We start from the raw sequence: 10753 nt of genomic DNA, 5'->3' as shown, positions 1-10753 counted from the left end.
CGAGTACGGACGTACGGCTGCCGCGCCCCGGCCAGGACGGCACGTCACACGCGGGGGAACGATGAGCATCACGGTGACCGAGGACCGGCTCGACCCCCGGGTCACGCACGGCCCCACGCGCCGCCGGCCGACCGGCCCGGGACTGCCGGACACGAGCGGTGCGCCGAGCCGCGCGGCGCTGGAGCGGTTGGGGCTGGTGCGGGTCGCGGACGCCACGGGCGACCCGGAGGGCCGGCTCGCCCACGAGCTGCGCGACCAGCGCGTCATCGGCCGGCTGCGGTCCTACGGCGGCGAGACGACCGACGTGCTCCTGCTGGACGGCGGGACGGGGGAGATCCCGACGACGTACTTCCTCAACGACCGCCCCGACCCGATGGACCGCGAACCGCTCGCGCCCTCGCTGCGCACGCTGGTCGACTTCGCCGCGGCGGTGGACGAACTGGCGGCGCTTCGCGGCCGGTTCGCCTCCTGCGCGGACCGGTACGGCCCGCAGGCGGCCGCGGAGGCGTCCCGGCGGTTGCTCGCGGTGTTCGAGGAGGGCGCGGAGGGCGAGGAGCCGGCGTCCCTGTGGAAGATGGCGGCCCTGATCCGGCCGCTGGCCCTGGTGGCCGGGCCGGGCAGCCGCTCCGGTCTGACCCTCGACCTCCCTCCCCGGCTCCTGGACGACGAGTTCGGCGCGCAGGAGATCGTCCGCTTCGAGGAGGTCGACTTCCCGGCCGCGCTCACGCACGAGCCGACCCTGCGTTTCCTGCGCGAGGTGGGCCTGCCGGAGGACGGCCCGTGGTTCTTCTCCCTGGACACGGAGGTGCCGCTGCCGACGCTGGAGGAGTACACGGCGGACGACCCCGGCGCCGCGCCCGGTCCGGCCGGCGCGGAACGGCTGGTCCGCCTCGGCCACCTCCTGGAGGACACCAGCCTGGTCGTGGACGGCACCACCGGCGCGGTCCTGTGCTGGAGCGAGCCGGACGGCGCCCTGCGCCCGCTCAGCACCGACCTGTCCACGCTGGCCTTCACCCTCTGGCTCGTCCACCGGGAGCGGGCCCTCGACGCGGAGCACGCCCTGTCCGACGCGTACGAGCGACTGACCGACACGATGACCCGCGCCCTGGCCGCCGTGGACCCCCTCGCCCGCGACCCGGCCCCCGGCACGCCGACGGACGACGGCCTGCGCTACTGGCCGGGCGTGTTCGAGGACTACGCGGGCGCGGAACTGTGCGCGTAGCGGGCGGTACGTGGAGGCCGTGACGGGATTCGAACCCGTGTCACTCGCTTTGCAGGTTTGTCGGTGCTGGTCGGGGTGGGATCCATACGGGTTCGCATGCGTGCACTGCCGTACGGACGCTGTGCTCGTTGAGGCAGCGCGAACGGGTCCGGACGGCGACGGACGACTACGAACGAGACGGAAATTGAGACGGAGTCCAGAGCCGTCACCAACCACTCTGACCAGCCTTGGATGTGCTACGCGCTGCACTGTCTACGTGTGTTGGAGTGCTCGGGGCACCAGCGGTAGTAGCTGTCGTCGAAGTTGCGGCTGTGTGTTGCCCGGCCGTGCTGAGGCCGCCACCCTTGCCAGTAACGGGTGTTGCAACGGTTGCACAGCGGCGCGCGCACGAAGCCATGCGTGTGGCAGTGATCCCACACGGCTGCCCTCACGGTCATGCAGCTTGCGCACATGAACTGTGCGGCGGCGGGCCAGTCCCGTCGGCTGGCGCGATCCACGCGGTAGCGTTCACCCGCGAGCTTGCCTTCATACACCACAGCATCGGCGTCGCTGCCCCTCGGTCCGTAGACAACCGCGGTGCGAGTGAACTCGCCTCGGTCGGCCACCACCGCGTCTCCGACGCGCTCGAACCAACCGGCAGCATCCTGTCCATGGTGCGCCCCGAGGCACGAGCACTGGCATTCAACGCCCGTCGCTTCCAGACATGCCCTGGTGCACTGCGACAGCCTCGACATGTCCCGCCAGAGCACGATGAACCCGTACCGGTCGATGGCCGCCGTCACCAGCCGCACGAGACTGCTCCGTGGCAGCTTCCATCGGTCGTCGTCTAACTCCGGGGAACGGATGCCCACCGTTTCGTGCAGCCAGCGGCGGTTGCCTTTGCGGGGCGGGATCTTGGCGATGACCTGCCCGTCCACGGGGAGCCACACCATCGCCACTGGCCCGATCCCGGGTGCCCTGACTCCACGTCCATCGACTATGCGAACCGGCAACTCGTCCGTCATGATCCCACGGTGGCAGGCAGACCGGCAGTCAGGGAACCCCGCCTCTCAGAGTGTCCACGCTGGTCAGGGATTGACAAGGCCAGGACAAGGTGACATCACGAGCGACCAGATAGCACCGCGCGAACGGTCGCAGGAAGTGGTTGCCGCTGGCTGCGACCTGCCTGTTTCTCTCGAACGCCCATCCCGACACAACCCATTTGCCTATGATCTGGTTATGGCTGACCGTAATTTTCCTACACCCAGCAGCGATGATGTGATTGCCGCACTGGAGCGAACTGGATTCTTGCTTGAACAGCGCGTGGCGCAAGAAGTGCGCGCCGCAGGCTTCTACGCTCAAACGGGGCGTGCGTTCAAAGATCCAGAGGAAGGCAAATCGAGAGAGGTTGACGTCTCCGCTTTCAAAATGCTTTTTCAGAACGAACGAGGGAACATCTCGCTCGGGGTGAAACTGCTGATTGAATGCAAAAAATCGACCGGCCCCTACGTTGTGTTGGGGAGGAACCTTAGCGTCAAGGAACGCAATTTCCCCCCTCATGCTCACACGATGCCCATCAGTACTGTGCGCTGGGAAGAAGGGAGGGAGGGTAACCGCATATCCTACCGGAGTCGGAGTCTATGGGAATGGCTCGGGCTGCACGAGCTTCCTTACAGTCCGAGTCTCGATGAAAGAAGGGGGGTGCAACTGGTCAGGATGAACTTGAAAAATAAGGAGTGGCAAGCGGATAATTCTTCCATTTTCGATTCGCTGACACTTCCTTTGATGAAGGCCGTAGAGGCATTCAGGCCCTCTCGTGACAGGTCGTCAGTTGTCCCCGGCTTCGCGCATATGGATTTGTGCTTCCCTCTCGTGGTGACCAGCGGTGATGTCTTCTACGTGGATGTGGAAGCCGAGGTCCCCGCGGCTGAGCAGGTGGAATGGGTTTCAGTTGAGCGTGATATCGACACGGAGAGTGTTAAGGGCAATTTCTCGATGGATGTTGTGAGTCACGGCGCTCTCGATGGCTACTTGAATAGAGTCCTAGGATTTGCTGAGGAGGTAAGGAAGATCGTAAGTGCGGACCCGCAAGCTCTTGTAACCCGCGAGGTTCCGCCGCCCCCGCAATGAGCTGGTCCTCATAGTGCAGCGTGTCAGGTATGGGAAGCTTGACTCGGATGTTGACGGGCGCATCGTGGTCAGGGAGGGTCAAGTGCCGCAGGGCAGTCCGCGGGGCACGTACCTAGAGGTCTCGGAAGCTCTCCACGAGAGAATCAGGACGGGCGAGATCACTGAGGCACTGCCGTCTCAGTCGGCACTCGTGAGTGAGTACGGCGTGAGTCGCAGCACCATCGAGCGGGCGCTTGCGGCACTCAAGGCTGAGGGCCTGATCGAATCCGTGCAGGGTGCTGGATGGTTCGTGGCTGGGACCGGCGATCGCCGGCCGTTGGTCGAGCGGGTAACCGATCTGTTGCGCGGCGAGGGGGTGAAGGTCGGCGACCGCTTCCCCACCGAGAGGGAGCTGTGCGAGCGGTTCGGCGCGTCCCGGACTGCCGTGCGCTCCGCCATCGCGCAGATGGAAGGCCAAGGGCTGATCGGCAAGGGGGCAGGGCGAGGGCGGGATTGAGAACGTTGCCCCCCTCACGGTCAACGACAACACGATGGTGGGCTACGGCGTCGCCGTGCGAAAGCACCTCATCCCCGGGTTGGGCGCCCACCGGCTCGACAAGCTCAAGCCCGAGCACATCGAGGCGTTCTACGCGAAGATGCAGGCCAACGGCAGCAAGCCCCCGACCGCCCACCAGGTGCACCGCACCTTCCGTACAGCCCTCAACGAGGCCGTACGACGCGGCCATCTCGGCAAGAATCCGGTCCTGCTGGCCAAAGCCCCCAAGACGGGCGAGTACGAGGTGGAGCCCTACAGCGACCAAGAGGTACAGCGGTTACTGAAGGCCGCAGCGCAGCACCGTAACTCCGCACGCTGGGCCGTCGCTCTCGCCCTCGGACTGCGTCAAGGAGAGGTGCTGGCACTGAAATGGGAAGACGTGGACCTCGACGGTGGGTACCTCGTAGTCCGCCGCAGCCGCCACCGGCCGCAGTACGCCCACGGGTGCGCGGAGCCCTGCGGACGCAAGGCGGCTGGGTACTGCCCGCAGAGGAGACGCACCAACCCGGAGATCTCCACCACTAAGTCGCGCGCCGGCCGCCGCGCAGTCGGCCTCCCAGAACAGCTCGTGGACCTACTCCGTGCCCATCTCAACGCGCAGGAAGCGGAGCGGCAGGCGGCTGGCAAACGATGGGAGGAGAACGGCCTGGTGTTCCCGGACGAATGCGGGCGAAGCCCCTCTCACCGCAAGGACTGGGCCCAGTGGAAGGCGCTCCTGACAGAGGCGAAGGTCCGTGATGGTCGCCTGCACGACGCACGGCACACGGCTGCCACGGTCCTTCTCATCCTTGGGGTTCCGGAGCGGGCAGTCATGGGACTCATGGGGTGGTCGACGACCGCGATGGCCGCGAGGTACCAGCACATGGTTGATGCAGTCAGGGCAGACGTGGCGGAGCAAGTAGGCGGCCTCATCTGGGCCCCCGCCGAAGGCCGTAAGACGGAGTAAACCCAGGATATGAAGGGGTGAGCCGCAGCACGGCTCACCCCTTCATCTGGGCGCGCGGAAAGCCGTTCTCTGCTGTCGCGCTACGTCGGCGGGAGGACCTGTCCATCTTCTCTGGTTGCGCTTTGGATGAGGCAAATCTGTTGCCTTTGGTGTGCGCAACGACGTACAGTACGGCAATGGATTTGCGGCAAGAGGATGTCCATCGGCGCTTTACTAGCCTCGAACAGGGTGCGTGGACCACTGTCTACGAGGGCTGGCACAACGATGATGGTAATGGCGGTATCTACTGCGCCTTTGCTCCGGTGTCCAAGCGAGAGCGCGTGCTCAGTGGGCCTTCGTGGGATATCCACAAGGATGACTTCCGTCCGGGTTTTTCTCAACACTGGGAAAACGGCAAGTGCGTGACAACGTACTTCCCGAGTAGCGTCCAAGATGACTTTGAGCCGTTGATTCTTTGCCGCGACTACCACGGCATCATTCCCTCTTCGCTTGAGCTGACCGAACACTTCCGTCTGTACCACAATCTCTACTGGGACGAGTTGACGTCTCAGTTCATGCAGCCACACGATGACGGCACCTCCTCCGTAGCGGCGAAGATAACCGAGAACAAGGTAGAGGTTCGGACTAAGCTGCTCAGGCAGTTCCAGGCAGCCCGACAGCTGGACTTTGTTCTCTACATTGACTCGGTGCGCTTTGGTGCGAAGGATGAATCGGTTCCGGAGGAGGTCGAGTGGGTGACTGATGCCCTCCGGGCCGAACGTTACTCCGGCGATCGAATATCGGGCCGCCCTTTCACACGCTACCTCGGCGCACGGGTAGTTCCATCCCCACCTATCGAGAAAAGTGGGATCTGGCCTTTCGAGGAAGAGGATACTTACTTCCCTGATTTCATTATCGGGGTAGATTCTGACGGGGACGAGGTTCGTTACACCTGCAACCCTGACGCGTTGGCAAACTACTTTGGAGCTAACCCGGAAGCTCCCCACTATCTCACGCCAGTCTTCTTTCGCCGAGAAGTCTTGCAGAAGTACTACGAGAAGTCAGAGCTGTATACCGTCTCGGACGGCTACCTGAGCTGTGCTTCTCTTTGGAGCGTGCGCATCGATAACAGCGCCGGCGAGCACGTTGTAGTCTTTCTCGGTGACCTGGGGCGCGATCTGCCTCGCCAGGAGCGAGATTACTGGCGCAGCTTCAATGTTGCGGCGGATGGCAGACCCAGTGAAACCCTAATCCGTCGAGCGTTCCTTGGGCAGCCTGCTAACCCGACGGCAGAAGACCTCCTGGTCCGCTCTAATTACATCATGTTTGGGCGGGCCTGGAACGAGCGCTATGGTTGGGATCTCTTCCGAAAGCCGGAGGAAGCAGATGCCGGACTATTGCAGCGTCTGCGGTTGCCGCTGAATGACTCGCAAGCAGAGTTTGAATCAAGTATCCGAACCATGACTCAACTTTTCGTTGACGCCATCAACGAAAAAATGATGCAGGCGCAACTGCCGAATAAGATTGAGAACGAGAAGGGGATCTCAAAGCTTGAGCGGTGGCTGAAGCTGCGGGGGTACCAGCATGCGCAGCGGGACATTCAGTTCCTACGCAATCTGCAGGAGGTGCGGTCAAGGGTCACCGCGCACCGTAAGGGCAAGGACTATGAGAAGACGCTCACGAAGGTCTTCGGTGATCTCCGCGGACCTGCAGCAGCGCGAACACTCTTCACCTCCGCCCTCGCTATGCTGACCGGCCTCAGTGAATGGCTTGCTGCAGAGGGCGCAGACCAGGAGCCGTGAGCGCCGCCGGCTACCGGGCTCGGCTCCCTCGCAGTTGCGACTTAGGGGCAGGTTGAGGCCGGGCGCTCTGGACAGTGCTGTCCTATCCGAACTGAGACGGGAACTGAGACGGCCGAACGACGGGGCGGCCCCCCATCTGGGGGGCCGCCCCGTCGTTTGCCTGGTCAAGGCACTTGAGGCCGTGACGGGATTCGAACCCGTGTCACTCGCTTTGCAGGCGAGCCCCTGAACCACTCGGGCACACGGCCGTGTTCCGGACTTCCGCGGTGTCCGTGCCGAACTCGGTGACTCGACCGTAGGACGGCGCGGGGGAGTTGCTCAAGGAAAGGGGAGGGGCCGCAATGCGACTGCCACACGCCGTTCACGAACCGGGCGCGGAGGCGCGGCGCGGTCGTACGACCAAGGTCCCGGTCCCGGACCGCCTCCCGACAGGGGTCAAAGGCGGTCGCGGCCCTTACTCTGGCGACCATGACCGTCCCTGACCCGCGCGACACCGACGTCGCCGACCCCGCAGGCCCCGGCAGCCCCGCCGAGTTCGCCGCCCCCGCCGACACCGTGCTGAGCCGCGCCTACCGGGCGCTCAGCATCGGCATCGTCTCCGTCGTCGTGCTGATCGCCTTCGAGGCGACGGCGGTCGGCACGGCGATGCCGGTGGCGGCACGGGAGCTGGACGGGGTGTCGCTGTACGCCTTCGCGTTCTCGGGGTACTTCACGACCAGCCTGTTCGGCATGGTGCTCTCCGGGCAGTGGTCCGACCGGCGGGGCCCGCTGGCGCCGCTGACCAGCGGGATCGCCGCCTTCGCCGCCGGACTGGTGCTGTCGGGGACGGCCGGGGCGATGTGGCTGTTCATCCTCGGGCGGGCCGTGCAGGGACTCGGCGGCGGACTCGTCATCGTCGCGCTGTACGTCGTCGTCGGCCGGGCCTACCCCGAGCGGCTGCGGCCCGCGATCATGGCGGCGTTCGCGGCGGGTTGGGTCGTGCCGTCCGTCGTGGGACCGCTGGCCTCCGGCGCCGTCACCGAGCACCTGGGCTGGCGGTGGGTGTTCGTCGGCATCCCGGTGCTCGTGGTCTTCCCGCTGGCGCTCGCGCTGCCGCAGATACGCAGCCGGGCGGCCGGCCCGGTGGGCGGAGCGGACACGCAGGAGGCGCCGGCCTCCTTCGACCGGCGCCGCATCCGCCTCGCCCTCGGCATCTCCCTGGGCGCGGGCCTGCTCCAGTACGCCGCCCAGGACCTGCGCTGGACCTCGCTCGTCCCCGGCCTCGCGGGGCTCGCGCTGCTCGTCCCGGCCGTCCTCGGACTGCTCCCGCGCGGCACCTACCGGGCGGCGCGCGGCCTGCCCTCCGTCGTCCTGCTGCGCGGCGTCGCCGCCGGGTCCTTCATCGCCGCCGAGTCCTTCGTGCCGCTGATGCTGGTCACCCAGCGCGGCCTCAGCCCGACCCTGGCCGGGCTCTCCCTGGCGGCGGGCGGCGCGACCTGGGCCGCGGGCTCCTGGCTGCAGTCCCGGCCGCGCATGGAGCCGCACCGGGACCGGCTGATGACGCTGGGCATGGTGCTCGTCGCCGCGGCCATCGCCACCGCCCCGAGCGTGCTGATCGACGCGGTGCCCGCCTGGACGGTCGCCGTCGCCTGGGGCTTCGGCTGCCTCGGCATGGGTCTGGTGATCTCCTCCACCAGCGTGCTCCTGCTCCAGCTCTCCGCCCCGGAGGAGGCCGGTACCAACTCCGCCGCCCTCCAGATCTCCGACGGCCTGTCCAACGTGATCCTGCTGGCCGCCGGCGGCGCCGCCTTCGCGGCCCTCGGCGGCGGCACGGTGACCCACGCGGCGACCGGGACGACCGGCTCGCACCCGGCCGCGTTCGCGGCGGTCTTCCTGCCGATGGCGGGGGTGGCCCTGGTGGGGGCGTGGGTGACGACGCGGCTGCGCGAACGCGGGACGGGGTGAACCGCCGGGCGCCCGCGGCGGCTGTGACGTCGGTCCCACCGGGGGGTGACCCGGCCGGGCGGGCGCCGTGATCGCGGCGGCCCGCCGGTAGGGTGGCCCGGTTGTCATACGTGGCCGTCGTTCTACCCCCTTCGGAGACCGTGACTACCACCGCCAGCTCCAGCACCTCGCACCACCTGTCCCCCGCCTTCCCCGGCCGGGCCCCCTGGGGCACCGCCAGCAAGCTGCGGGCCTGGCAGCAGGGGGCGATGGAGAAGTACCTCCAGGAGCAGCCCCGGGACTTCCTGGCGGTCGCCACCCCGGGCGCCGGCAAGACCACCTTCGCCCTGACCCTGGCGTCCTGGCTGCTGCACCACCACGTCGTGCAGCAGGTGACCGTCGTCGCGCCGACCGAGCACCTGAAGAAGCAGTGGGCGGAGGCGGCGGCCCGCATAGGCATCAAGCTGGACCCCGAGTACAGCGCGGGCCCGCTCAGCCGGGAGTACCACGGCATCGCCATCACCTACGCCGGCGTCGGCGTGCGCCCCATGCTGCACCGCAACCGCGTCGAGCAGCGCAAGACCCTCGTCATCCTCGACGAGATCCACCACGCCGGTGACTCCAAGTCCTGGGGCGAGGCCTGCCTCGAGGCCTTCGAGCCGGCCACCCGGCGCCTCGCGCTGACCGGTACGCCGTTCCGGTCGGACACCAACCCGATCCCCTTCGTGACGTACGAGGAGGGCGACGACGGCATCCGGCGCTCCGCCGCCGACTACACCTACGGCTACGGCTCCGCCCTCGCCGACGGCGTCGTCCGCCCCGTCATCTTCATGAGCTACAGCGGCAACATGCGCTGGCGCACCAAGGCCGGCGACGAGATCGCCGCCCGGCTCGGCGAGCCCATGACCAAGGACGCCGTCAGCCAGGCCTGGCGCACCGCGCTGGACCCGCGCGGCGAGTGGATGCCCGCCGTGCTGCGCGCCGCCGACCAGCGGCTCACCGAGGTCAGGAAGGCCATCCCGGACGCCGGCGCCCTCGTCATCGCCGCCGACCAGGACTCCGCCCGCGCCTACGCCAAGCTGATCCGCGAGATCACCGGCGACAAGGCCACCGTCGTGCTCTCCGACGACGCCGGCGCCTCCAAGAACATCGACACGTTCAGCCAGGGCACCGACCGCTGGATGGTCGCCGTCCGCATGGTGTCCGAGGGCGTCGACGTGCCCCGCCTCGCCGTGGGCGTGTACGCCACGACGATCTCCACGCCGCTGTTCTTCGCCCAGGCCGTCGGCCGCTTCGTGCGTTCGCGGCGCCGCGGCGAGACCGCCTCCGTCTTCCTGCCGACCGTTCCCGACCTGCTCACCTTCGCCAACGAGATGGAGCGTGAGCGCGACCACGTCCTCGACAAGCCCAGGAAGGAGGGCGAGGAGGACCCCTACGCCGAGTCCGAGAAGGAGATGGACGAGGCGAACCGGCAGCAGGACGAGGACACCGGCGAGCAGGACATGCTGCCCTTCGAGGCGCTGGAGTCCGACGCCGTCTTCGACCGGGTCATGTACAACGGCGCCGAGTTCGGGATGCAGGCCCACCCGGGCAGCGAGGAGGAGCAGGACTACCTCGGCATCCCCGGGCTGCTGGAGCCCGACCAGGTGCAGCTCCTGCTCCAGAAGCGGCAGGCGCGGCAGATCGCGCACAGCCGCAAGAAGCCCGACGACGAGGCCGACCTGCTCGAACTGCCCGCCGAGCGGCGCCCGGTGGTCTCCCACAAGGAGCTGATGGAGCTGCGCCGTCAGCTCAACACCATGGTCGGCGCCTACGTCCACCAGAGCGGCAAACCGCACGGCGTCATCCACACCGAGCTGCGCCGCGTCTGCGGCGGCCCGCCCAGCGCCGAGGCGACCGCCGGTCAGCTGCGCCAGCGCATCGCCAAGGTGCAGGAGTGGGCGACGCGGATGAAGTGACCGGCGGGGCACGGGAGTCGAGGGCCCGTGGCTGTACGTACTGGGACAAACACCGTCAGTTCCCTCCGGTTACTGACCGGATTCTGGACGGAGACTTCCGCTGAGCGGACTGGCTCGCTACTGTCCCGCTACGCACACGCCCCGTGGCAGCGCCGCCGCGGAGCGCAGCCGTGAAGCGACTGGGCCGGGCACACGGCCGGGCCGTCAGCCGATCGGCGGCCTCTGAAGCGCGTCACTGACGGGACTCGGTGACGCACTCGCCGCGAGGGGGCCGCCGAC

7 protein-coding genes, 1 tRNA gene and 1 pseudogene are annotated in these 10753 nt (G+C 67.3%); 7 read left to right on the top strand and 2 right to left on the bottom strand.

Annotated elements, in window-relative coordinates; translation table 11 throughout:
- Window positions 1–61 precede the first annotated feature (61 nt).
- Window positions 62–1222: an SUKH-4 family immunity protein gene (locus ACH499_RS29325; protein ID WP_399019501.1), complete on the top strand. Its 1161-nt coding sequence runs from the start codon at window positions 62–64 to the stop codon at window positions 1220–1222.
- A 236-nt stretch (window positions 1223–1458) separates the two neighbouring features.
- On the opposite strand, the gene ACH499_RS29320 is transcribed toward ACH499_RS29325, so the two are convergent.
- On the bottom strand, window positions 1459–2226 hold the full coding sequence (locus ACH499_RS29320; protein WP_399019499.1) for an endonuclease domain-containing protein: 768 nt from the start codon (window positions 2224–2226) through the stop codon (window positions 1459–1461).
- A gap of 214 nt (window positions 2227–2440) precedes the next feature.
- Between ACH499_RS29320 and ACH499_RS29315 the strand changes: the two genes are divergently transcribed.
- The 4 genes and pseudogenes from ACH499_RS29315 to ACH499_RS29300 all read left to right on the top strand — a co-directional run bounded on the left by ACH499_RS29315 (window position 2441) and on the right by ACH499_RS29300 (window position 6593).
- Window positions 2441–3331, top strand: coding sequence for a hypothetical protein (locus ACH499_RS29315; RefSeq protein WP_399019497.1), 891 nt, complete (start codon window positions 2441–2443; stop codon window positions 3329–3331).
- A 13-nt stretch (window positions 3332–3344) separates the two neighbouring features.
- Complete coding sequence (locus ACH499_RS29310; protein WP_399019495.1) at window positions 3345–3827, top strand: GntR family transcriptional regulator; 483 nt, start codon at window positions 3345–3347, stop codon at window positions 3825–3827.
- Window positions 3823–4812: pseudogene (locus ACH499_RS29305) on the top strand (tyrosine-type recombinase/integrase); the annotation flags it as partial. The gene ACH499_RS29310 and the pseudogene ACH499_RS29305, both read left to right, overlap by 5 nt.
- A 17-nt stretch (window positions 4813–4829) precedes the next feature.
- Window positions 4830–6593 carry a hypothetical protein gene (locus ACH499_RS29300; RefSeq protein ID WP_399019493.1) on the top strand — a complete coding sequence of 588 codons (1764 nt, stop codon included), beginning with the start codon at window positions 4830–4832 and terminating at the stop codon, window positions 6591–6593.
- Between the two features lie 176 nt (window positions 6594–6769).
- Here ACH499_RS29300 and ACH499_RS29295 read toward each other — a convergent pair.
- Window positions 6770–6841, bottom strand: a tRNA-Cys gene (locus ACH499_RS29295).
- Window positions 6842–7061: 220 nt separating this feature from the next.
- On the opposite strand from ACH499_RS29295, the gene ACH499_RS29290 reads away from it, so the two are divergent.
- Together ACH499_RS29290 and ACH499_RS29285 are read left to right on the top strand one after the other, a co-directional pair.
- Window positions 7062–8537: an MFS transporter gene (locus ACH499_RS29290; protein WP_356196135.1), complete on the top strand. Its 1476-nt coding sequence runs from the start codon at window positions 7062–7064 to the stop codon at window positions 8535–8537.
- Between the two features lie 140 nt (window positions 8538–8677).
- The gene (locus ACH499_RS29285) at window positions 8678–10474 is read left to right on the top strand and encodes a DEAD/DEAH box helicase (RefSeq protein WP_356196137.1); all 1797 of its coding nucleotides are present in this window, start codon (window positions 8678–8680) and stop codon (window positions 10472–10474) included.
- Window positions 10475–10753 lie beyond the last annotated feature (279 nt).

Source organism: Streptomyces sp. NPDC018947 (assembly GCF_044390505.1).
In the GTDB taxonomy this organism is placed as follows: Bacteria; Actinomycetota; Actinomycetes; order Streptomycetales; family Streptomycetaceae; genus Streptomyces.
This window is presented reverse-complemented; position numbering and strand designations above follow the sequence as displayed.

Excerpts from the sequence above, each read along its gene's own strand:
- ACH499_RS29290 (WP_356196135.1), top strand. The coding sequence starts at position 7,062 with ATGACCGTCCCTGACCCGCGCGACACCGACGTCGCCGACCCCGCAGGC.
- ACH499_RS29315 (WP_399019497.1), top strand. The coding sequence starts at position 2,441 with ATGGCTGACCGTAATTTTCCTACACCCAGCAGCGATGATGTGATTGCC.
- ACH499_RS29325 (WP_399019501.1), top strand. The coding sequence starts at position 62 with ATGAGCATCACGGTGACCGAGGACCGGCTCGACCCCCGGGTCACGCAC.
- ACH499_RS29320 (WP_399019499.1), bottom strand. The coding sequence starts at position 2,226 with ATGACGGACGAGTTGCCGGTTCGCATAGTCGATGGACGTGGAGTCAGG.